Origin of the sequence: Exiguobacterium profundum, from assembly GCF_042652865.1 — a bacterium.
Taxonomy (GTDB): Bacteria; Bacillota; Bacilli; order Exiguobacteriales; family Exiguobacteriaceae; genus Exiguobacterium; species Exiguobacterium profundum.
The window spans coordinates 1,310,777-1,332,457 of sequence record NZ_JBHSHG010000001.1; the positions used below are offsets into that span (position 1 = coordinate 1,310,777).

At 50.4% G+C, this 21,681-nt stretch carries 18 protein-coding genes and 1 other RNA gene; 4 read left to right on the forward strand and 15 right to left on the reverse strand.

Going from position 1 to position 21,681, the window contains the following annotated elements:
* Positions 1 to 117: 117 nt before the first annotated feature.
* From ACFO4U_RS06770 to secA2, 3 genes are all read right to left on the reverse strand, one after another.
* Positions 118 to 2,871 (reverse strand): bifunctional 2',3'-cyclic-nucleotide 2'-phosphodiesterase/3'-nucleotidase, encoded by a 2,754-nt coding sequence (locus ACFO4U_RS06770; protein ID WP_215243782.1) that lies wholly within the window; start codon positions 2,869 to 2,871, stop codon positions 118 to 120.
* Between the two features lie 133 nt (positions 2,872 to 3,004).
* Positions 3,005 to 3,808 carry an SLAP domain-containing protein gene (locus ACFO4U_RS06775; protein WP_074036331.1) on the reverse strand — a complete coding sequence of 268 codons (804 nt, stop codon included), beginning with the start codon at positions 3,806 to 3,808 and terminating at the stop codon, positions 3,005 to 3,007.
* Positions 3,808 to 6,174, reverse strand: coding sequence for an accessory Sec system translocase SecA2 (gene secA2, locus ACFO4U_RS06780; RefSeq protein WP_215243781.1), 2,367 nt, complete (start codon positions 6,172 to 6,174; stop codon positions 3,808 to 3,810). The genes ACFO4U_RS06775 and secA2 overlap by 1 nt, the downstream gene beginning before the upstream one ends.
* A 252-nt stretch (positions 6,175 to 6,426) precedes the next feature.
* On the opposite strand from secA2, the gene ACFO4U_RS06785 reads away from it, so the two are divergent.
* Both ACFO4U_RS06785 and ACFO4U_RS06790 read left to right on the forward strand, forming a co-directional pair.
* Entirely contained in the window at positions 6,427 to 7,722 is a 1,296-nt protein-coding gene (locus ACFO4U_RS06785; RefSeq protein WP_215243780.1) for a Y-family DNA polymerase, read from the forward strand.
* The gene (locus ACFO4U_RS06790; protein WP_215243779.1) at positions 7,719 to 8,048 is read left to right on the forward strand and encodes a YolD-like family protein; all 330 of its coding nucleotides are present in this window, start codon (positions 7,719 to 7,721) and stop codon (positions 8,046 to 8,048) included. Before ACFO4U_RS06785 ends, ACFO4U_RS06790 begins: the two co-directional genes overlap by 4 nt.
* On the opposite strand, the gene ACFO4U_RS06795 is transcribed toward ACFO4U_RS06790, so the two are convergent.
* From ACFO4U_RS06795 to ACFO4U_RS06810, 4 genes are all read right to left on the reverse strand, one after another.
* Entirely contained in the window at positions 8,045 to 9,601 is a 1,557-nt protein-coding gene (locus ACFO4U_RS06795) for a SulP family inorganic anion transporter (protein WP_251131796.1), read from the reverse strand. The genes ACFO4U_RS06790 and ACFO4U_RS06795 overlap by 4 nt on opposite strands.
* Before the next feature lie 127 nt (positions 9,602 to 9,728).
* Positions 9,729 to 10,823 (reverse strand): hypothetical protein, encoded by a 1,095-nt coding sequence (locus ACFO4U_RS06800; RefSeq protein WP_251131795.1) that lies wholly within the window; start codon positions 10,821 to 10,823, stop codon positions 9,729 to 9,731.
* Positions 10,824 to 10,851: 28 nt separating this feature from the next.
* Positions 10,852 to 11,823, reverse strand: coding sequence for a DUF2268 domain-containing putative Zn-dependent protease (locus ACFO4U_RS06805; RefSeq protein ID WP_215243777.1), 972 nt, complete (start codon positions 11,821 to 11,823; stop codon positions 10,852 to 10,854).
* Positions 11,824 to 11,917: 94 nt separating this feature from the next.
* Positions 11,918 to 13,330: an NAD-dependent epimerase/dehydratase family protein gene (locus tag ACFO4U_RS06810; RefSeq protein ID WP_215243776.1), complete on the reverse strand. Its 1,413-nt coding sequence runs from the start codon at positions 13,328 to 13,330 to the stop codon at positions 11,918 to 11,920.
* Positions 13,331 to 13,465: 135 nt separating this feature from the next.
* Here ACFO4U_RS06810 and ACFO4U_RS06815 point away from each other — a divergent pair, with 135 nt between their 5' ends.
* Positions 13,466 to 13,654: a hypothetical protein gene (locus ACFO4U_RS06815; protein WP_047795099.1), complete on the forward strand. Its 189-nt coding sequence runs from the start codon at positions 13,466 to 13,468 to the stop codon at positions 13,652 to 13,654.
* A gap of 82 nt (positions 13,655 to 13,736) precedes the next feature.
* Positions 13,737 to 14,237, forward strand: coding sequence for a hypothetical protein (locus ACFO4U_RS06820; protein WP_214730428.1), 501 nt, complete (start codon positions 13,737 to 13,739; stop codon positions 14,235 to 14,237).
* 388 nt (positions 14,238 to 14,625) lie between these two features.
* On the opposite strand, the gene ACFO4U_RS06825 is transcribed toward ACFO4U_RS06820, so the two are convergent.
* From ACFO4U_RS06825 to ACFO4U_RS06860, 8 genes are all read right to left on the reverse strand, one after another.
* Positions 14,626 to 15,492 (reverse strand): hypothetical protein, encoded by an 867-nt coding sequence (locus ACFO4U_RS06825; RefSeq protein WP_215243775.1) that lies wholly within the window; start codon positions 15,490 to 15,492, stop codon positions 14,626 to 14,628.
* Between the two features lie 518 nt (positions 15,493 to 16,010).
* Entirely contained in the window at positions 16,011 to 16,154 is a 144-nt protein-coding gene (locus tag ACFO4U_RS06830; protein ID WP_047795092.1) for a hypothetical protein, read from the reverse strand.
* 114 nt (positions 16,155 to 16,268) lie between these two features.
* Positions 16,269 to 16,624, reverse strand: a transfer-messenger RNA (tmRNA) gene (gene ssrA, locus ACFO4U_RS06835).
* A 49-nt stretch (positions 16,625 to 16,673) separates the two neighbouring features.
* A complete protein-coding gene (gene smpB, locus ACFO4U_RS06840) occupies positions 16,674 to 17,144 on the reverse strand; it encodes an SsrA-binding protein SmpB (RefSeq protein ID WP_012726899.1) in 471 nt (156 codons plus the stop codon).
* Between the two features lie 54 nt (positions 17,145 to 17,198).
* The gene (gene rnr, locus ACFO4U_RS06845; protein ID WP_215243774.1) at positions 17,199 to 19,604 is read right to left on the reverse strand and encodes a ribonuclease R; all 2,406 of its coding nucleotides are present in this window, start codon (positions 19,602 to 19,604) and stop codon (positions 17,199 to 17,201) included.
* A gap of 15 nt (positions 19,605 to 19,619) precedes the next feature.
* On the reverse strand, positions 19,620 to 20,360 hold the full coding sequence (locus tag ACFO4U_RS06850) for an alpha/beta hydrolase (protein WP_031422876.1): 741 nt from the start codon (positions 20,358 to 20,360) through the stop codon (positions 19,620 to 19,622).
* A gap of 102 nt (positions 20,361 to 20,462) precedes the next feature.
* On the reverse strand, positions 20,463 to 20,687 hold the full coding sequence (secG, locus tag ACFO4U_RS06855; RefSeq protein ID WP_012726902.1) for a preprotein translocase subunit SecG: 225 nt from the start codon (positions 20,685 to 20,687) through the stop codon (positions 20,463 to 20,465).
* 73 nt (positions 20,688 to 20,760) lie between these two features.
* Positions 20,761 to 21,648: a YitT family protein gene (locus ACFO4U_RS06860; protein WP_012726903.1), complete on the reverse strand. Its 888-nt coding sequence runs from the start codon at positions 21,646 to 21,648 to the stop codon at positions 20,761 to 20,763.
* Positions 21,649 to 21,681: the final 33 nt, after the last annotated feature.

Genomic DNA, 21,681 nt, shown 5'->3' on the forward strand with positions numbered 1-21,681 from the left:
AACCGATTACATGTTTGATTATACATAAGAGTTAATGATAATGTAAGGGCTTTCATTCACATTTTAGACACTTTTATTCGACAAAAAACGACGCCCGAATTGGACGCCGTTCCGTACTTATTTCAAGTTGAGAGTCGATTGTTTTGCACCAGAACCGTTCGATCCGCTTGCGATGACTTTGTAAGTCCCTTTCGTAAGGCCTTTTTTGAACGTGAACGTGTACGTTCCTGTCCAGCTCGCCTGTACTTTGGCGACTTGCTTGCCTTTCGCGTCTTTCAAGACGACCGTCGCACCCGGTGTTGTTTTCCCGATCAAGGCGCGTGTGCCTGCCTTCACACCTTTCGTCGTCTTCGGTGTCACGATTGATCCATTTTTTAACTCGAACGATGTTGTCTTGACTACTTTTCCTGATACATCTTTCGCTTCGATTTCATATTTTGCTGCAAAGAATCCTGTACTTCTCTTGAATGTGAAGTTCCCATTCTCGTCAGCTTTCGCATAGTCTACTTTTTTCCCGTCTCGTTTAAGGACGAGCGTAGCCCCTTCCGTCGTTTTTCCAGTCAACACGGTTGTATTCGTGTACGTCAAACGTTTCGAGATAGCTGGCGTTCCGACAAAACCTGCACCGACGACTTTCGTTTCCGTCATCGTCTTCCCATTCAATTCGCTTTCAATCGTCAATGACTGACGGAGTTTGAGCGGTTTGACCGTCAAACGGTACATGCCTTCTGCATCGGCTGTCGTTGTCGCGAGAACCGTTTTGCCATCTTTTAATGTCACGTTTGCAGATGGAGCCGTCTTCCCAGTCACGACTTTTGCACCCGGTTTGATGACATCGACCGCGAGCGTCAAGTCAGTTGGCGCCACTTCGAGCTCTGCCGTATAGGTCCGGAAGAGGCGACCTGCCGCATCCTCACGCGTCGCGTCCGTCGCTTCGATACCTTCGTAAAGGTTCAAGTACTGCTTACCCGCATCCGCTGTTTCAAATGTCACCGAACGTTTCGCATCCGCGACAATCTTCCAGTTGTTGTCGGCTTTGTAGTCTAAGTTACTGCCACTCGACACAATATAGTCCGAGATGACGTTACGTGTCTCATACGCTGAGCGATAGACGATGTTCTTCCCGCCACCGAGACCTGGGAACGATGAAGAACCCGCGCGATAGTTATTCGTCGCGACCAAGAATTCTTGGTCCATTTTGATCGGTTGTCCGTTGTACTCGACGTTCTTCACGCGGTTCGCGTTCGCATTGACGAGCTTCCCGCCGACATCGAACATCGCAGGACCCGTGACATCGATCTCATACGTCAAACCGTCGAGAATATCGAAGTTGTAGCTACGGAATTGAAGGTTGAGTAAGTTTTCGCCATCTTCTTCGATTTGGTCAAACGCACCCGCTGACATCTCGAGCCAATCCATGACATCTTTTCCTGTCACTTTGACGACTTCGAGCGTGTTCGGATACACGTAAAGGTCCGCGACGTTTTTCAAAGCAATTTGCCCTTTCGGGATATTCGTATAGTAGCTCGCATCTGTCAATTCACGACCACCCGCTTTGAACGGTGCGCCTGCTGACAAGAGTGGTAACTCTTTATAAGCAGAAAGTTCTGGGTTCGTCTCGAGTTCTTTCTCGACATACCACTTCTGTGCGTTCGTCACGAACTGAACCGATGCGTCGTCACGGACCAGTGCGAAGTAGCTTTGGATGTCATCTTGAATCTCACCGACCGGTTGGTTGATATAGTCGATTGTCGCCAAGTGGTCGTCTTCGATCAACGCTTGAATCGTCGGGTCGACCGCCGTATCAGCCGTCACCGTATCGAGTGCTGCTGACGCATCAACGATTTGCCATTTCCCATCCACGAGTTCAAGTTCAAAGTCGATGACGCCGAGGTCCTTCCCTTGGTTGTTCGCCATGACGACCGGTTTGCCATTGATTGTCCCCTTCGTCATATCGACGTTCGGGAACGAAGCGAACATGCCTTTCGCATCCGGGAAGCGACCGTGTTGGTGTCCCGTCATGACCATGTCGAGCCCGTCAATTTTCGTGAGTGCGTAACCGACGTTCTCTTCGCTGTCGAGTTGCTCATCCGCGAGCGCTGCACTGTCACCAATCCCTGAGTGCGCGAGGGCGACGACGACGTCCGCTCCCTGGCCTTTTAATTTTTGTACTGCTTCACGTGCGGACGGGATGATATCCTCTGCCGTCACACGACCTTGAAGGTTCCCCGAATCCCATGACATGATTTTCGGAGGGACGACTCCGAATACGCCGACTTTGATCGTATGTGTTTCCCCATCCAGGTCTGTGACCGTTCGTTCGATGATTTGGACCTCTTGTCCATCCACGTTGAACTTCGAGACGATCGGGTTGCCTTCTAAATCTTTGACGTTCGAGTTGACGAAACGCAGTTTCCCTTTCGACCCCTCCATCGCGTTGTATAAGAATTCGAGACCAAAGTTGAATTCATGGTTCCCGAGTGTGACGGCATCGTAGTTCAATGCCGCCATCGCCTTGTACATCGGATGTTCGAACGCTTCATTTTTTCCAGCTTGGCTCTCACGGACGTAATCGCCGAACGGTGTCCCCTGAATCGTATCCCCGTTATCGAACAAGAATGTGTTCGTTTCCCCAGCGGCTGTACGATGTTCATTGATGAGTGTCGCGACTTTCGTCAATCCGATCGTGTTATCGACCTTGTCTTGGAAGTAGTCGTAGTTCGTGATGTTCGTATGTAGGTCTGTCGTCTCTAAGAAACGGAGCTTGACGATATCCTCGTCCACTTCTGCCAAGACGTTCGGTGCCTGTAGCGGCAAAACGGTTGGTAACACGAGCGCGGTCGCGATCGACCATTTCAATGCGGTTTTCATGTGATTGTCCCCTTTTTCTGGTTGATAATTGTCTAACCATATTCAATATAACACCAGCCGCCTTTCCCTCCTATTAAATTTTTGTATAAAAACAGACCTAATTTCCTTTACAAAAATTAGGTCTATCATCCTATTATTGTTTGATACGAACAGTAAACGGTCCATCTCCGTCAATTTCTTCAAATGTGACTGATACCGGGTACGCATGTTTCCCGTAGACCGACTCTTCGAGACGAATCATCGTGAAGCCGACCACGTCCTCCCCACTCACGAGTTCAAGCGGGAGTTTCTCAACGTTCAAGTGACGGTCGTAGCCGTTGCGAAGGAGAATCGTCGCCGTGACGTCCGTCTCTTCCTTCTCCACCGACACGAGCATCAAGTTGAACTCGTTCTCTCCGACTGGCGGTGTCGAGATGTTCGTCCGCATGAGCTGTTGCCATGCAACCTTCGAGAACTTCGCTTCTTCTTCCGATGACACGGGCTGAAGCGGGTCAATCGGGTTCATTTGGAAGACGAGTCGGAGCGAGTCGTAGGATTCTATTTCTCCGAACATCTCATCTAAGAAGAAGTCCAAGTAGACCGGTTTGCTCGTCCACGCCTCAAAGCTCGGCAGTTCAGAACGTCCGAGGACTTTCCGACCGATCGGGACGTTATTTGCGTCCAACAAGAGGACCGGCAATTCGTTGATCTCGAACGAGCTCGGAAGCGTGTTGCGGAACAACGCCACGATCGACAAGTCATGCCCGAGCGATTCGGCATTCAACAACTCAATCGAGAGCTGATTGTCGAGAAGTGGCGGGAGTCGTTTCGCATGATAACGGAAGACGTACTCGTCCTCTTTCGGGATCCCCATCGCATCGTCGATCACGAGCGTCAATTGGCGCCCTTCCTCTTTATTTCCTGTCTCAATCTGTTTACGTTTACGAAATCCTAGCATTATACTTCCTCCTCTGCCATCTCGGCGAAGTAACGGTCGAGTTGGCATAGTTCCGTCGTGACATCCCGTGCGATATTGATATATGTCTGTTCGAAGATTTCGAGTCCTTCTTTTCCGAACTGACGGCTCGGGTCTTCCTGACCGTAGCTGCGAAGACCGATTCCTTCTTTCAATCCGCTCATCGTCGTCAAATGGTCCGTCCATTTCATGTCGACGGCACGGAGAAGCGATTCTTTCGCGAAGAGGACGATGTCATCCTGTTCGAGGCGTGACGCCGTCGTAGCGATGATCGTCTCCATCCAGTCGTTTAAAGCATCCTTCAGTTCACGTGTATCGGCGATGTCATTCGCCCATGTCGGCTCCTGCATCGTCAAGTAGCGCAAGTCTTCTTTCAACTCATCGATTGGCCATTCCTCAGGTACGAGTTCATCCGATACATGCATGTCGATGCTATTCTCGAGGGCGAGACGCATCATGCCGAGGACGTTTTTCGTGATGGCGTCCGCATCGGCGTTGACGGCCTGGTTACGAATCGTATAGATGATATTCCGTTGTTCGTTCAAGACGTCATCGAGTTTGAACAAGTAGTCTCGAATCGAGACACCGAGTCCTTCGATCGTCGTCTGCGCATATTCGATGATCTCGATCGCATCTTTCGACGAGACCTCACCTGTCGCACTCGGCTTCAACTTCTTCTCCACGCGTTCTAGTTTCTGCGCCGCATAACGTTTCACGATCTCATCTTCGAGCGAGACGAAGAACTCGGTCGCACCCGGGTCGCCTTGACGTCCCGAACGACCGCGGAGCTGGTTGTCGACACGTTTTGACTCATGCCGCTCCGTTCCGATGACGAAGAGACCGCCCGCTTCCTTCGCTTTTGCGTCGAGCGTGATGTCCGTTCCACGTCCGGCCATGTTCGTTGCAATCGTCACTTTGCCGAATTGACCGGCGTCCGCGATGATATCCGCTTCCTGAGCGACCGTCTTCGCGTTCAACACGTCATGCTCGATCCGCTTCTTCTTCAAATGCTTGCTGATGGCTTCCGATTGTGCGATCGAGGTCGTCCCGATCAAGATCGGTCGTCCCGTCGTATGCAGTTCCGCTACTTTCTCAGTGACCGCCGCATACTTTTGCTCGGTCGTCATGAAGATGCGGTCCGGATGGTCGACACGTTGACGTTCGCGGTTCGTCGGCACTTGGACGACGTCCATGTTGTACGTCTTCAAGAACTCTTGGCGCGACGTCTGGGCCGTCCCCGTCATCCCCCCAACGAGCGGATACATGCGGAAATAGTGCTGAATCGTAATCTCCGCCGTCGTCTTGTTCTCTTCGGTGATGGTGACGCCTTCTTTCGCCTCGAGCGCCTGATGCAACCCTTCCGACAGGCTTCGTCCTTCCATGATGCGTCCTGTGAACAAGTCGATGAGTTCAATCTTGTCTTCTCGGACGATATAGTCGACGTCAAGCTCAAACAAGACGTTCGCACGGAGCGCCTGGACGAGATAGTGATAGAGCACCTGGTGTGAGGCGCTGAACAGGTTATCGATGGCGAACAGCTCTTCAATCTTGACAATCCCTGCTTCCGTGAACGTCGCAGATTTCGACTCGAGGTCGACCTCGTAGTCGGTCTCCTCGAACTCAGAAATGATCTGTTGTGCCAACTGTTTCAACCGGATATGTGACCGGTCCTTCTGCGCGATGATGAGCGGCGTCTTCGCCTCATCGATCAAGATGCTGTCGACTTCATCGACGATGGCGAAATGGAACGGACGTTGGACCCGTTCTTCCGGCTTATGGACAAGGTTGTCACGCAAGTAGTCAAACCCGAACTCTGTCCCGACCCCATACGTGATATCTGCCTGATATGCGGAACGCTTCTCGTCCGCTTCGATGTCTGGTACGTTCAAACCGACCGTCAACCCGAGGAAGTCATGGATCTTCCCGATTTGTTCCGCGTCACGTCTCGCCAAATAATCGTTGACCGTGATGACGTGGACGCCTTTTCCTTCGAGCGCCTTGACGTAACTCGGCAAAGCGGCGACGAGCGTCTTCCCTTCCCCCGTCGGCATCTCCGAGATGTTCCCTTCGAGGAGGGCGAACCCACCGATGAGCTGGACGTCATAGTGACGCATTCCGAGCACACGGACTGACGCTTCGCGGACGAGAGCGAACCCTTCTTCCGCGATGTCGTCCACTTTCTTTCCATCCAAGAGACGTGCTTTGAGCGTCTCCGTATATGTACGCATCTCGTCATCCGAGAGGGCTTTCATCGTTGTCTCTAATTCATTAATACGCGCGACCCGTCGTTCGTACGCTTTCAAACGCCGGCTTTGATCATTCGTTAACTGTTTTACAAATTGGATCACACTAATAGCCTCCATCTTTCTATCAATTCATCACTTACATACCCGTCTATTATAACGAAAATCGAACCAATTCGGAGACTTTTTTACGAAAACTTCCTAAAAGTTGGTTTTTTGACACGTGAAAACCTATAAATTTTGGTTAATTTTCAAAAAGTATTTGTAAAAATATTTTCAATTCACTATTTGAGATGACGTGAGACCGTGTTACGATGAAAAAAACAGAACATTTGTTCGTAAAAAGGAGTGGTGACGATGCGCAGACGAATCTTTTGTATCGACAGCGTCTCGTTCTATGCCAGTTGCGAGTGTGCCGCGCGCAACAAAAATCCTTACAAGACAAAGCTCGTCGTCCTCTCGAACCTCCAGGACAGCGGGGCACTCGTCCTCGCGGCGACCCCGAAGATGAAGCAGCTCGGAATCAAGACCGGGTCACGTCGCTTCCACATCGACCGCCTTCCGTGGCACGAACGACGGGACGTTTTGTATGCCGAGGCGCGGATGAGTCATTATTTGAACGTTTCCATTCAAATCATCCACATCCTGCATCAGTTCGCCCCACCCGAGGCGATTCGCGTCTATTCGATTGATGAGACGCTCGTCGACATGAGCGGGACAGAGCGGCTGTTCGGAAATGACGAGCACGTCGCCCACCTCATGCGTGCGACGATCTTTCGCTATACAGGCATTCCCGTCACCATCGGCATCGGACCGAACAACGTCCTCGCCAAGCTCGTCCTCGATTTGCATGCAAAAAAGGAAGGTGTCGTCACGTGCCTTCTCCAGGACGTCGAACGGCTCATCCATCCGGCGCCGATCGAGAAGATGTGGGGCGTCGGGACGAAGATGGCGGTCCACCTGCAGCGGCTCGGCATCTGGACGATTGGGGACTTGGCCCGCTACCCACTCGAATCCCTTCATGAAAAGTTCGGTGTCATCGGTGCAGAACTTTGGCATCACGCCTGGGGCATCGACGAGTCGCCAACCATCCTGCCGGCGAGCTCCTTGTTCGGTGCGAAACGGATGCGACCGAAGTCGATCGGACACGGCATCACCCTCATGAAAGACTACACGACGTATTCCGCAATCCGGCTCGTCTTACAAGCGATCGCGGTCGAAGTCGGCATGCGAACCAGGCAAGCGGGACTCGTCGGAGGGACGATCCATCTCGGGGTGCGCTATACGCGGACGAGCGACCGGGCTGGCTTCAGTAAACAAAAGAAGCTCCCCCGCTTCACAGCGGACGAGCAAGAGTTTCTCCCGATCTTATTGCAGCTATTTTTAGACGGCTGGGAAGAGACGGAGGCCGTCCGTTACGTCTCGGTCGCTCTCGGCAAGCTCGAGCCACGGAGCGATCACGTCCAGTTATCGTTCTTCGAAGACGAATGGGCGAAAGCGAAACGGCTCGACTTCCTCGATTTGATTGACGGCCTGAACGTCCGGTTCGGTCGCGGCACGATCCGACCGGCGTCGAGCCTACTAAAAGACAGTCCGCTCCGGACGCGCCAACGTCTAATCGGCGGACATAAACAAGGAGGCGATTCCTCATGAGCAAGACCCGCTATCGTGACCGGGGTGAGTTAAAATGGATCCCATTTCTCATGCCCGAGCACGTCGCCCTACTGAAACGTTATTATGCCCAAATCCAAAAGATTGAGCTGCCCGACTTGGACGAACAGCTCCTCTACCTTTGGCAGACCGAGCTCGAACGGGCCATCCGTGAAGGCGACCAGGTCGAGGTGACCTTGTTCGTGGACGGCTTGATGAAAAGCATGCGCGGCTACGTCCATGCCATCTATTACGCCGAGCGCGAGGTCGAGCTGTTCGACGGCAAAGTGCGCCGCGTCCCGTTCGGCGACATCTTGTCCGTTCGTTAAGATGCCTCGATCGCTTCCTGGGTCGTCTCGAACGTCTCAATCCCGTCGAGTAGCCCATAGTGAGCAAGCGTCGCGCGGACCGATGGCGACAGATGCGCGAAGATGACATGCCGGTCGGCTGCTTTCAGCTCGGTGACGACACGACGCAACTCTTCGACCGCGGTCACATCGATGACCGGGCAGCGGTGAAAGTTGAAGATGAACACGTTCGGTTCCCGATGAATGTGATGGAGGACGTGCTCGAACAACTCGACTGCACCGAAGAAGAGCGGACCTTCGACACTGAAGACGATTTGGCCGTCTCGCGTGACGTACCGTTCTGTCCGTTCACGCACATCGATCGTATCGGCCATTCGTTTCGCGAAGAGCGCGAGCGCACAGATGACCCCGACCTCGACGGCGACGACCAAGTCGACAAATACCGTTAATAATAGCGTGACGAGTAAGACGAGCGACTCGGATGAACGATGACGCAACATCGCCATCACGTGATGACGTTCGGACATGTTCCAGGCGACCCGCATCAAGATCGGAGCGAGTGCAGCGAGTGGTACGTAACTCGCGAACGGCGCGAGGACGAGAACCGCAACGAGCACCGTGATCCCATGGATGACCCCGGCACGTCGGCTGACCGCTCCCGCCTGAATGTTCGTCGCCGTCCGGGCGATGGCACCTGTCGACGGGATCCCACCAAAGAACGGTGTGATCACGTTCGCAAGCCCTTGCCCGAACAGTTCCTTGTCCGGCTTCATCTTCGTCCCCGCCATCCCGTCGGCGACCGTTCCCGAAAGAAGTGACTCGAGCGCACCGAGGAAGGCGATGGCGAATGCGGACGGGAGGAGCGTTGTGATCAAGTCTAGGTCGATTGTGAGCCAGCTAAATGTTGGCAGTCCGCTCGAGATGCCGCCATAGGCACTTCCGATCGTCGCGACCTCACCCGGGATGAGGACACTGACAAACGTCGGGACGAGCATCGCCATGAGTAAAAGCGGTAAACGGAACGGCAGCTTCGGGACGAGCCAAAGCGTCAAAAAGCCGATTCCGGCAATGACGATCGGCCACACGGACGCTTCGGGCAACGCTTGACCGAGGCGAAGCAAGTTCTCATGAAAGTGCGGTGCCTTCTCAAACGTGACCCCGAACAACTCATCGAGCTGGTCGACGAAGATGACGACAGCAATACCGGCCGTGAAACCGATGGTCACGGCCCGGGGCATGAAGCGGATGAGCCGTCCGACCCGGAGCACGCTCATGAGGAGCAGCAAAATTCCGGCGAGAACGGTCGTGACGAGTAACCCCTCATATCCGTATGCGAGGACGACACCCGAGACGATTGGGATGAACGCTCCCGTCGGTCCGGCGATCTGGAACGTCGAACCCCCGAACAGGCTGACGAGGATTCCGGCAAAAATGGACGTGTAGAGCCCGTACACCGGCGGGACTCCCGAGGCGATGGCAAATGCCATGGCGAGCGGGATGGCGACGACGCCAACTGTAATTCCGGCCGAGATGTCCTTTTGCCACATCTCACGCGTGGAGAGTGAGTCTTGCATCATACATTCCTTCTTTCCAATCAGTTCAAAAACGAGTTCAGTGTACGCCTGGAAAGAGGGCTTGTAAACGGTTTGAGAAAAACGTTAACAGAATGTACAAAACAAGAAGCATCACGTCTATGATTGGTTAAAGAGACCATCGTTCAGTCAAACATGTCCTAGCAAGTCGTTTGAGCGAATCGTTCAATTCGAATAACCGAGTCGTGATGGCCAGCTTATCTCCATAACGAATGATATCTTCTCGCATCAATTCTTCTTGGCTTAACAACTGATGATGGAGATACACCGTCTCGAGTAATTGGAGCAGTTGTTCCCCTCGAACTTCACGAATGATGGACTCGTCTCCGTCACAATAACCTTCGAGAAAACCTGTTGCTATGGCTTTCAACTGGTCTTCGCACGTATCAAACTGATGCTTTCGGTAGCGCTCCGTTTGTGACAACGCGAGAAAGTAGTTCTCATATAAATTCATGAAGTTCCCTGCCATGCCTCGCGGTGCATAGACAATCGGGTACGGGTCGATTAAACAGACTCGATCCCCTTTCAATAAAATATTTTCAGGAGACGCATCTTGGTTAACGAGACTTGGGACAGAAACCTGTTTGTTCCGCAATTCTGTCGCCGCATGAAGCATTTGTGCTACCACATCATCTTGAATTTCAGGATATGCTTCACACAGCACTTTGTAATCTGACAACTGTTCATCACTTTCTTCTCGGATAAACGTATGTAGGTCCCCGCTCAAGCTACCATGCAGCTTCTTTTCTTCCGTCCAGATCAAATATCCGAGTCCTTCGACACCGTGTTCAATTTGATCCGTTTTCCGATAGATTTCCCCTACTTGGACTCCGATATGGACAGCTTGCTCTATCGTCATTGTATGTAACGAAAGCGAATCGCCTCCGAACGACTCTAATGTATACGTGAAATCAGGAGATACGTAGAATTCGTAAAAATCAGGCACCGCTCCAGGAACGGCTTGGTTGACGGACTGATAATATAGCTTCGTAGCTGCGTACTCTGCCGTCAAGGCATTAGAATCGAACGCCACTCGCTTTCCATACGCCACTTCTTTCGGAATCCGAAGAACCCGTTCGCAACCATCTTTTACGACTTTCCACGCCTCATGCCAAGCACCCTCACCAAGAAATCTCGGTTCGGCGACCTCGGCATGCCTAAACAATTTGAGCCGTTTTTCATTATTATTCATTTGCTGTGTCATCGATTCATTCAATCCTCCATATCTCAATTCAATCGCCTGATTCGAATGACTCGGCGTAGAGTGAAGACTTCACCATTTCCTCGGAAGGTAGATTCGTCCACGCCTCGACTTCTAAATCAGGATGTTCATGTAAATAGCCATTCACAATCTCTCCCCCGATTTGATAACCGCTCCATCTGGGAACGCCTAGGGTTTCATCCCCGTTCGTCAGTTGAGCATAATCCACTTGACCGGTCGCGATTTGGTCCATCAATTGCTCTCTGGTCGTAGGATCCAACTCTTCCATCCAAACCGGTCTCACATCCGGATAAAGCGATTTTGCAAATGTATCCGCCTTCCCCTCCCCAACGATGTAATCTAATAGAGACGTCGAGCGCACTTCCGGATCTTCAGCGAGGACTGTATGGTGATACTCGTGCGCCATTACAAAAGCAAGCATTTCCAAATCCACGTCTTCGCGAACGAGAATCACGATGACATCTTTTTCTAACGCAAATGCGGTCACCCCGCCCATCGATTCAACCGCATCATCGAACTCCGTCAACAGAGGGGCAATGAAAACCACCTTATCCTCTCCCGCTAACTGTTTCGCTGAATCGCGTGCCGCTTGTTCGATCGTTCGTTGAATCTCAGTCTCTTGTGCCTTGAGTTGATCAATCCGTTCCGATAAAACCTTTTTATACGGTGTCGGCGCAAAGAATGGACGTGCATACGCAAACGGAAGTGCTAAGTCCAGTTCGTCCGCTGCATCTTTCATATCTTGAACGACGGTTTCCTCGAGCTTCGCTTGATCAACTTGTCGAGAAGATGCCTCGTCACTTTCGTTTAAGTAATTGGCATAGCTCTCGTACAAGGGGACGAACGTGAACGTTTGATTCGTGTCTGTTTTGACGATACGCCATGCTGACTCAGTATCCGAAGGGTCCGAAACTTCAGAGGGCGAACAGCCGCTTGTGATGAAGATTATTATGAATAGAATGAAGAGTCGTTGCTTTTTCATATGTATATCTTTCCATTCTGTGTAAGGTTACATTGATTGTACCGTATTTCCAAAAAATAGAATAAAAAAGACGCACCTTTCGATGCGTCTCCCTTCAATTCGTCGGAGCCTCTACGACTTGATCGCCGTCTTCCGCGTCTTTCGCCAGCAACTTCACATGACGACCGAATAACCACATGACGACGAGATGGGCTTTCGCCTGTGTCTTCGTATAGAACCACCACGGAAGTGCTGGGACGAACTCATGGATGGCGACGAGTCCTTCATCCGAATCCGGTAAGCGTCTAAACTCGAGACGCCCTGTCTGATCCTCTTCACTTAACTTGACGAACTTGCCCCCGTCAATCGCAAAGGATGCCATATCGTCCGTCGCTTCTTGTTCAAGCGATAGATGAAGCGCGACGAACGACGGATCGAGCAGCGCAATCTCCCAATCATCGTCTTCTTTCGTCGTCTGAATGAGCGGATACATAAAACGACCGAGCCACTCGAAGTACGTGTCCGCAATCCAAAGCGCCGACTTTTCTTCCGGCAAACCGAACCGCTGAATCGAGCGGACGGTATACGATTTCGGTTGCTTTTTCTTCTTACCGCCCGAGGATTGCTTCTCTTCTTCCTCAAGCGCATGTTCGACCGCCTGTTTGAACGGAATCTCTCCCTGGCCGATACCTTCGACCGTGTCTTCTGCGACCATCGCGTGCCCCATGCTCTCGACGAGCGGATAGACGGTCGCCTTCGGTTCACCCGTGACCGCCATGACCCATAGCCGCGACAGTTTGATTGTCGGGAACGGGAAGTCGATCAAGACGCGACGCTTATCCATGACTTCGGCCGTCTGTTCGATCATCTTCCGATACGTCATCACCTCGGGACCCCCGATGTCGATATGACGGTCATAAAGCGACTCGGTACCGACGACCGAGATGAGCGCCTGAACGGCTTCACGGATGTCGATCGGATGTGTTTCCGTCTTCGTCCATCGTGGCAAGATCATCGACGGCAAACGCTTGACGAGCTTCGCTAAAATCGGGAACGACGAACCTTCCGGCCCAATGATGAGTCCCGCCCGTATCGTCGTCACCGGCACGCCCTGGCCACCGAGAATGCGTTCGACCTCAAGTCGACTCTTCAAATGACGCGACAACGTCTTCTCTTGCTTCGGGATGATCCCGCTCAAATAGACGATCTGTTCGATGTCGTTCGCCTTCGTCGCCCGGGCGAAGTTATCGGCAATGAGCGCGTCCATGTCCTCGAACGTCGCTTGTGTCAAGCCGCCGTCTGGAATCATCGAGTGGACGAGGAACATCGCGTAATCCGCGCCCTCACATGCTTCTTTTGTTGCCTCATATGAAAACAAATCACAGGCACGCCACGTGATATGGGTCTCATCTTCTTTATTCTTCGTCGATCGCGATAAAGCGATGATGTCATACTCTTCCTTCAGCTGCTCCATCACGTTCGAGCCGATATAGCCGCTCGCCCCCGCAATGACAATCGTTTTTCGCATAATGGTCACTCCCCTAATTATTCGCATAGAGGTAATGTACCCTTCTTTTTTAAAAGATAAATCAGTCTAAGTATGTAGAGCCTGCTCGACCGATTCATACTAAAATGAGAATAATTAGAAAAAGGAGGGATATTCATGGGATTTTGGTATTTTCTTTTGCTTGGGTTGGGAGTGATCCTCATCGTGCGAGGGATTGCAAGTAGCGCAAAACAAGGTGGATTGATTTTAGTCGGGCTTGTGATGGTCGGGGTATCCATATTTATGTTCCAAGATGGCAGTGCGGACTTGGTCGCGAATTGGTTGGATCAAATCACCGGTCGATAGGTCATGTTCTCGAATAATAGCGAGGTCCATTGACACCCTTTTAATCTCCTCGATCTTGAATTGATATGGAAGGAGCTCGACGATGAAACAGTTCAAACGAGTAAGTGTCCTGGCGTTATTCGCCTTGATTGGATTTGCTCTTTTCCATTATGCGACCGAGTCGAAGACAGGTTCCGCTGCATGGACGACGGAAGTTGCGACACACCACTTCAAAGATATCTTAGAAGCGCAGCGAGAAGCGATTGAAGCGCATACTCCTCTTGAAAATATCGAACGAACGAAACTGTCACACGAAGATGACGTCGTCCGGCTCCTCCTCGGTCAACGAGATTGGGTCGAGCAATTCCACTATACGATTCAGGAGGTACAAGTTGATGAAAAAGGCGGTTTCTTATACGCAAACGCGTATGTGACGCGAAATCTTCAATTTGAGAGTGGTGTCACGACCGGGCTTGGTGACGAGATGACGATTCAATTGAGGTCTCCGAATGAGACGATCGAAGAGGTGGAGCTCGACAATCATAGCGTGACACAATCAGGCCAACCCTTTTTCAAACGCTGGATCAGTCGAGTGTTTGACTGAACAATTTCTTAGACCCGACTTTCGATAACCAATGAAGTAAAATTAGAATTGTTGGCACCACGTCGGCTATATTAAAAAATTTGATTTGCCGAGAAAACGTCGAGTTGTTCAACATGCACTACCTTCTAAGTGAGTTTATGCGATTTGGAACTCCCCTGATTTTTAATTTGCTAATCTTGCTTGGATTATTTATGTGACAAAATGAAAATGAAACTATTTTCGTGAATTTTCAACTTGGGGTGAACATAAATCAATCGAATAGATTTCATCAAACATCTCTTTTAACGTGGAAAAAGACTCGAACTTTGATTAATAAGGTTCGAGTCTTTTTTAGCTTCCATCATCCGATTGGGTTCCAATTCATTCAAAATCTAATTAAAAGATTGTTTTATAAATTATTACTTTTGTATATATAAGCCTCCATTGTATAATTGTCAACCCGTATGTGATTTGGATTACTTACAATCATACATATTTCATCCCTTCTTTTTACAACATTACCTACACAAGCTAATGAGATTGTAGTTCCCCTATCAAGAATCTGTTTTAAACTTTTTAATGTGGTATCTATGTTTAAAGCAGCACTAGAATAAAACTCTTCTTCGAAATAAAGATTAAAGCGATTATTCCTTCCTTTCAAAGTAAAAATACATCTTTTGTCAAATAATTGTATATCTAACATATTTCCTATAATACCTATAGCATTACCGATATCACTTTCACTTATATCATTCGGGCTATATCTTCTTCGAACATTTGGTGCTCTTTTTCCTTCAATTTGATATTGTTCATCGTTGTTAGTTGAAGGTCTTACTACATTTTCAACAATCGGTACTTTTGAAGAGTCAACTGTACTATTCTTTTTTTTCTTATATTTATCACGCTGTTTACTTAACCTTAATTGCTTTTCTTCTAAGGTTTCATTAGCATTTTTGTGCATTGTTTTTAAAATATCTCGAATATGAGAGTCTTTTAACTTCGCAGTATTAATTGCTGAATTTTTAATCGATGCATTTTTTATTTCTCTTTCAAAATAATTTACGCAATCTTCAGAATGATTATCTTTTGGCCACGTTCTAAAATGAGCTATCTTTTTTCCCTTTGGAACATATTCAATTCTTGAAGGACAGTTATCAAATCCACAGTATAAATTTTTCTTAACGACTTCATAATCAGGACGTTCAGCTATATCTTTTAGTTCAATGACTTCTTTTACACCCGCACTATTTTTATATACTACTGTTTCAAATCTCATAACTTTTCCTCCTCAGTTTAAATTCAAAGTAATATTTATTTTCAAGCTATGAGATAATTTACGATCAGTTTCAACATAAGTTTCATTTTTTTCAAATATTTGTTTTATTAAAATTAATATAAAAGGTGGAATTAGAACCTTTGTACGAAGGCTTAGTAACGTGTTCTTATATATATTTAATTTATCTATTGGATCTCAATGTGACTCTGCCTATAAACAGGCGTTTTCGTATTAATCTAGCGATTTGCAGTCTATAGGCAGATTCTTAAGGAACGTCACACTTGTCGTTAATGATTTGATAACAGAAATCAGATTGTTCTTGTTATATGATAAAATTAATTCTAATGTTGAGGATTTATTTAACTTGTGGTGAGAGTGAAGCCGAATTGGATTAATAATAAGGAAAGCAAGAAAAGGTCCAACTATACAAAAATGTATGCACAGGCGGACCTTTCCTTATAAATAAACTTTTTAGCAGAACGTTTGAAGTTAGATAAATTATCCTATCCTTCGTCAAATCACTTCTTCTCTTGTTGCTTCTGCAAATACGCTTCACGAAGCTGGTTCAATCGTTCCTTCTTGTTCGAGACAGTCGGCTTTTTGCCGTCTTGGTACTTCGCCGCAGCTACTTTGCTTCTCTTGTCTAATTGATATTTCCCCATGCGTTTCACCTTCCTTTCTTTGTGGCTTCAATCAAAAGCAAAGACCCTCTAATCTCAATGAAATTAGAAGGTCTTCATGAAAATCATTGATTGCAGTCGTTACAGACTGCTTCAAAATGGAGACGGCGGGAGTCGAACCCGCGTCCGAAGGCATCGTAACGTATGCTTCTACGTGTGTAGTTTATCTATTGAATCTCGATGTGACACTGCCGATAAACAGGCGTTGTCGCATCCAGTCTGTTTCATCTCTTCTTCGCGCCCTCAGACGGCGAGGTTGAAGCGTAGCTTGCTTAGTTTGAGACCCTGAAAGTCATCCACACAAGCGATGGATGTCAGGATCCGCAGGGCACTTAGGCTGCTGCGAGTTGTGTGTTAGTTTTGCCAGTTATAGGCGTTTGCGTTTTAACGAGGCCGACCCCTCGACACGCCACATACGACCGACCTACCCCCGTCGAATCCATAACGTCCCCGAGGTGGTAATTGGTACTCCATTTAATATACCACAATTAGGATCCGTTGTCAGTATTTTTGCCGATCGCGCATCGCACGGTCGACGTCACGCTTCGCGTCTTTCTTCTTCAAGTCCTCTCGTTTGTCGTACTTCTTCTTCCCTTTTCCGACGCCGAGCAGGCACTTGGCGAACCCGTTCTTGATATAAACCTTGAGCGGGATGATCGTGTAGCCGTCACGCCCTGACGCTCCGATGAGCTGATTGATTTGCTTCTTATGCAACAACAGCTTCCGGACGCGGAGTGGGTCATGGTTGAAGCGGTTCCCCTGTTCGAACGGGCTGATATGACAGTTGTGAAGCGTCGCCTCACCCCCGTCGAACCGGACGTACGCATCCGCGATGTTGATCTTCGATTGACGGACCGATTTGATTTCCGTCCCTGTGAGCACCATGCCCGCCTCAATCGTATCTTCGATCGCATAATCGAAGGACGCCTTGCGGTTTTGGGCGAGTGCGTTCGAATCTTTCTTCTTGGCCATACACATTCAGTCCTTTATCTACAAGATACGGAGGAAGGGACAAGCCCTTCCCCGTCAGCGACGTTTCTTCGCACCTCGTTTGGCGTCGCCTTTTCGTTTGTGCTTGTCTTTCTTCTTCAGGTCGAGTGCCGAACGGCCTTGGGAAGACTTCTCCCCGTCTCGTTTCGGTTTCTCACCTGGTTTGCCCGGCTTGCCAGGTCTTCCTGGTTTGCCACGCTTCTTCTTGTCGTCCCGACCGCGACCGCCACGACGGTCTTTCTCGTCCTTCTTCGGACGACCGCCTTTCGCTTTGATCGTCGTCGGTTGGCGACGGCTTGACTGTTCCCGTTTCGGCATACCAACGACCGTGAAGTCGATCGTCCGCTCGTCTAAGTTGACGGCATCGACTTTGACACGGACGGCGTCCCCGATGCGGAACTGACGTTTCGTCCGCTCGCCGAGCAACATGAGCTGTGATTCGTCGAAGTGGTAGTAGTCATCCATCGACTGGAGACGGACTAGCCCTTCGATCGTATTCGGAAGTTCGATGAACATCCCGAAGTTCGTGACGCCGGCGACGACACCATCGAACTCTTCACCGAGATGGGCTTCCATGTATTCGGCTTTCTTGAGCGCCTGTGTCTCACGCTCTGCGTCGACCGAGCGACGTTCCCGTTTCGATGCCTGTTCGGCGATCCCCCCGAGACGGTCCTCGTACTTCGCGATCGTCTTCTCCGACAAATCGTTGTTGAAGACGTACGTGCGCATGAGACGGTGGACGATCAAGTCCGGATAACGACGAATCGGTGACGTGAAGTGCGTATAGAAGTCTGTCGCGAGTCCGAAATGACCGAGCGAGACGTCGTCATATTTCGCCTGTTGCATCGAACGAAGCATGATCGTACTGATGACCGGCTCTTCCGGTTCTCCGTCGATTGCCTTCAAAATCTTTTGAAGCGTCTTCGGTTCGACTGTCTGCCCTTTGATGCGTTCGATGTGAACGCCAAAGTTTGCGACAAAGTCGAAGAAGAAGTCGAGCTTGTCCGGTTTCGGATTGTCGTGGACACGATAGATGAACGGCACGTCCATCTTGTGGAAGTGTTCCGCAACCGTCTCGTTGGCTGCGAGCATGAACTCCTCGATCAACTTCTCGGCGACCGAACGTGGACGAAGCACGATATCTGCCGGCTTCCCTTCCTCGTTGACGACAACCTTCGCCTCAGCGAAATCGAAATTGATGGCACCGCGCGAGTTACGACGTTTCCGAAGCACTTCCGCGAGCTCGGCCATGAGGTCGAACTCACCGATGAACGGTTCGTACTTTTTCAACGTCTCTTCGTCATCACGTTCGATGATCTCACGGACGTTCGTATACGTCATCCGCTCCGTCGTCTTGATGACACTCGGGAATAGCTCATGGCGAACGACTTTCCCGTTTTGCGGAGAAATCTCCATGACGCAGCTGAGCGTCAAGCGGTTGACGTGCGGGTTGAGGGAACAGATCCCGTTCGAGAGTCGGTGCGGCAGCATCGGAATGACGCGGTCGACGAGATACACACTCGTCCCACGTTCGAACGCCTCGACGTCTAGTGGTGAGCCCTCTTTCACGTAATGTGAGACGTCGGCGATATGGACACCTAGCTCGTAGTTGCCGTTATCGAGTTTTTTGACGTGGACGGCATCGTCCAAGTCTTTCGCATCTTCGCCGTCAATCGTGAAGATCGTCTCGTCACGAAGGTCGACGCGTCCGATGAAGTCTTTCTCATCCGCTTCGTCCGGTACCGCGTTCGCCTGAGCGATCACGTCCTCCGGGAACTCCGTCGGGATACCGTGCTTATAGACGATCGACAAGATGTCGACGCCAGGGTCGTTCTTATGCCCGATGATGCGGACGACGTCACAGGCACCGGCGAAGCGTCCGTCCGGATACTTCGTGATGCGCACGACGACTTTATGTCCGTCGACGGCACCGAGTGACTTGTCCGGGTTGACGACCGGCCAGAAATTGATGCGTTTGTCATCCGGCTCGATGAAGGCGAACTGGTCGAGTCGACCGCTCGGGAGCGTATACGTCCCGACGAACTCAGAGAGTCCGCGCTTCAGTACTTTCAATAAAATCCCTTCCGTCTTGCCACGGTTGTCCTCGCGTTTTTTGACGAGAATCGTATCGCCATGGTAGACGTCCTTCAGTTGGTCGGGCGGCAAGAACACGTCTTCCGCTTCCCCTTCGACCGACAAGAAGCCGAAGCCGCGCTGGTGAATCGAGATGATTCCCGCGACTTGTCCGAGCGTGGCGAGCGTCCCGTAACGGTTCGTCCGCGTCCGGCCGATGGCACCCTCTTCCTCGAGGGCATTCAATGTGCGGATGAGCTCTTTGAAGTCATCCGTCGACGCGAGCTGTAGTCGCTCGGTCAGTTGATCGACAGAGAGCGGTTTCTCGCTCGCCTGTAGAATCTCTAATAATTGGTCACGTAAATTCAACGTGACACCTCCTTCTTAGACTGACCAGTCTAACGTTTCGAGAAAATCGAGCACGTCCTGGTGCAGTTTCTCTTTTTCTTTGTCGAGTGTGATCACGTGTCCCGAGTTCTCATAGATGAGCAACTCTTTTTGGAACGTGTTGACCGCCTCGTAAATTTGATTCGCCGATTCTGGGTCGATCATGTTGTCTTTGGCGCCTTGGACGACGAGTGTCGGGACGAAGATGTCCTCGAGCTTCGACGCCGTGTCGCGGACGAAGGCACGGAGGTCTTTCAATGTTGGCATCGGTTTGAACTCTGCCATCTCCTGCTCAATCTGTTCCGGCGACTTTTCTTCTCTACCCTTATATTCTCGGGCATATGCCTGGACTCCTTTATACAAGCGGTCCTCGGCATCGATTCCCGTCGGTGCGCACATCGGGATGACCGCCTTGACGTCTTTCTCCTCGGCGAGACGGAGCGACATCACGCCACCTAGCGAGAGTCCGCAGACGACGATCTCCTCATGACCTTTGTCGACGAGCGTCTGGTAAGCGTCCAAGACGTCTTCCCACCAGTCTTTCGGTCCATATTGGAGTAATTCTTCCGGTGGGACGGCATGACCACGATAGATCGGTCCCATACATGTATATCCTTCTTTTTGAAGGAAGCGACCGAGCATGCGGACATCCGCGCTCGATCCAGTGAAGCCATGTAACATCAACACGGCACGTTTTCCGCCCTCGAAGAAGAACGGTTTTGGTGCTGTCACTTTCATTTTATCTGTCATCTCCTCGTATCTACATTATTCCCAAAAAATAAATCGAAAAAACAAAAGCTGACCGCCTCACGTGAAAATCGAGAACGATCAGCCTTATCATCATAATGATGCGACTAGTAATCCTAAAATGAAAAACAAAGTGCCTAGTACAGCTGCAGTTCGGTTCAAAACAGCATCGAAGCCGCGTGCTTTCTGGCGTCCGAACAACTGCTCCGCGCCACCTGCAATCGCTCCAAGACCTTGCGACCGACCTGACATGAGCAGTACGACGACAATCAATAAGACAGCCACGACAAGTAGGCTGATTGTAGCGATCGTTTGCATAGTAGTCAGTTCCTCCTTCTATTTACACGCCTTTTATTATATAGAAGTTATCAATAAAACACCAGCATTCAAATTATCGGGACGGGTAGCTGAATCCTTCCCCGATGACTTCCTTCACCTGGTGGATGACGACGAAGGCACGGTCGTCCGTCACTTGGACGATTTTTTTGAGTGGTGCGATCTGACGTTTGTCGACGATCATATACAACATGTTCTTATCCTGCTTCGTATAGTAGCCATGTCCATGAATGATTGTCGCCGAGCGTCCGAGCGTCTCCGTCAAGACGACGGCGAGCTCTTCTTGCTTGTCGCTGATGATCGTGACGGCTTTACGGATGTTGAGACCTTCCGCGACGAGATCGATGACCCACGAGCCGATGATAATGGCGATGAGCGTATAGAGAACGACTTGTTCCCCTAAGAAGAAGCCAGATGTCGCGACGACGATCGCATCGATGATGAACATCGAGACGGCGACACTCAAGTGGAGATAGCGCTCCATGAGACGGGCGATGATGACGCCCCCGCCGGTCGTCCCGCCGACACGGAGCACCATGCCGATCCCGACCCCGATCATGATTCCGGCATAGACGGCCGCAAGCAGTTTGTCCTCGGCAGGGCTGCCCCAGTCATGTGTCAGACTGAGGAAGAATGACGTCGCGATGACGGCGATGACCGAATAGACCATTGTCCGACGGTCGAGCAGCTTATAGCCGACGATAAAGAGAATCCCGTTCCCGATGATCGACGTGAGCCCGAGGTCCCAGCCGAACACGTAGTACAGGATGATCGTGACCCCGAGCAGGCCACCTTCCGAGAAGTCGTTCGGTACGGTGAAGTAGTTGACCCCGAACGAGAGAATGAAGGAGCCTGCGATAATCCAGGCGATGTCCTTCACCGAGATGGTTTGTAGCTTGCGCCATACTTGTTGGCGCAACAGATGTTGTTGTTGACGTTTCATAAATGTCCTCCCTCCATAGAAAAAAGACCGCGG

Coding starts and splice junctions, on each gene's coding strand:
- ACFO4U_RS06815 (WP_047795099.1), top strand. CDS start 13,466: ATGGGATTTTGGTATTTTCTTTTGCTTGGGTTGGGAGTGATCCTCATC.
- ACFO4U_RS06770 (WP_215243782.1), bottom strand. CDS start 2,871: ATGAAAACCGCATTGAAATGGTCGATCGCGACCGCGCTCGTGTTACCA.
- ACFO4U_RS06785 (WP_215243780.1), top strand. CDS start 6,427: ATGCGCAGACGAATCTTTTGTATCGACAGCGTCTCGTTCTATGCCAGT.
- ACFO4U_RS06820 (WP_214730428.1), top strand. CDS start 13,737: ATGAAACAGTTCAAACGAGTAAGTGTCCTGGCGTTATTCGCCTTGATT.
- ACFO4U_RS06775 (WP_074036331.1), bottom strand. CDS start 3,808: ATGCTAGGATTTCGTAAACGTAAACAGATTGAGACAGGAAATAAAGAG.
- secG (WP_012726902.1), bottom strand. CDS start 20,687: ATGCAAACGATCGCTACAATCAGCCTACTTGTCGTGGCTGTCTTATTG.
- ACFO4U_RS06795 (WP_251131796.1), bottom strand. CDS start 9,601: ATGCAAGACTCACTCTCCACGCGTGAGATGTGGCAAAAGGACATCTCG.
- ACFO4U_RS06790 (WP_215243779.1), top strand. CDS start 7,719: ATGAGCAAGACCCGCTATCGTGACCGGGGTGAGTTAAAATGGATCCCA.
- ACFO4U_RS06800 (WP_251131795.1), bottom strand. CDS start 10,823: ATGACACAGCAAATGAATAATAATGAAAAACGGCTCAAATTGTTTAGG.
- ACFO4U_RS06860 (WP_012726903.1), bottom strand. CDS start 21,648: ATGAAACGTCAACAACAACATCTGTTGCGCCAACAAGTATGGCGCAAG.
- smpB (WP_012726899.1), bottom strand. CDS start 17,144: ATGGCCAAGAAGAAAGATTCGAACGCACTCGCCCAAAACCGCAAGGCG.
- ACFO4U_RS06850 (WP_031422876.1), bottom strand. CDS start 20,360: ATGAAAGTGACAGCACCAAAACCGTTCTTCTTCGAGGGCGGAAAACGT.
- ACFO4U_RS06810 (WP_215243776.1), bottom strand. CDS start 13,330: ATGCGAAAAACGATTGTCATTGCGGGGGCGAGCGGCTATATCGGCTCG.
- ACFO4U_RS06805 (WP_215243777.1), bottom strand. CDS start 11,823: ATGAAAAAGCAACGACTCTTCATTCTATTCATAATAATCTTCATCACA.
- ACFO4U_RS06830 (WP_047795092.1), bottom strand. CDS start 16,154: ATGGGGAAATATCAATTAGACAAGAGAAGCAAAGTAGCTGCGGCGAAG.
- ACFO4U_RS06825 (WP_215243775.1), bottom strand. CDS start 15,492: ATGAGATTTGAAACAGTAGTATATAAAAATAGTGCGGGTGTAAAAGAA.